Here is a 276-nt window from a genome sequence, read left to right as displayed (position 1 = left end):
GAGCTGCCCGCGGACTGGGCGCTGCCCGTCCGCGAGGCCAGCACCGTCCACAACAGCGCCGGCCAGAAACGGGAGACCGTGACTGCCGCCGCCTACGACGCCTACGGCCGTCCGGTGAAGACCACCGATGAGACCGGTACGGTGACGGAGACCGTGTACGACCCTGAAGAGGGCTCCACCGGGCTGGTGCTGTCGCAGAAGGTGACCGGCCGGGACGGGAAGGTCCTGCAGGAGACGGTCAACACCCCCGGCAAGGACCGGCGCAGCATCGCGCAC

The 276-nt window shown here is 70.3% G+C and carries 1 protein-coding gene; it reads left to right on the top strand.

Annotated features, from left to right (window positions below; translation table 11 throughout):
* Nucleotides 1–276: hypothetical protein (locus tag IF89_RS40135; protein WP_043195145.1), on the top strand; the 276-nt coding region annotated here is incomplete at both ends.

The organism is Streptomyces sp. NRRL F-2664 (assembly GCF_000719345.1).
In the GTDB taxonomy this organism is placed as follows: Bacteria; Actinomycetota; Actinomycetes; order Streptomycetales; family Streptomycetaceae; genus Streptomyces.
Note: the sequence above shows the minus strand (reverse complement) of the source record. Positions and strands in the feature narration are given on the sequence as shown.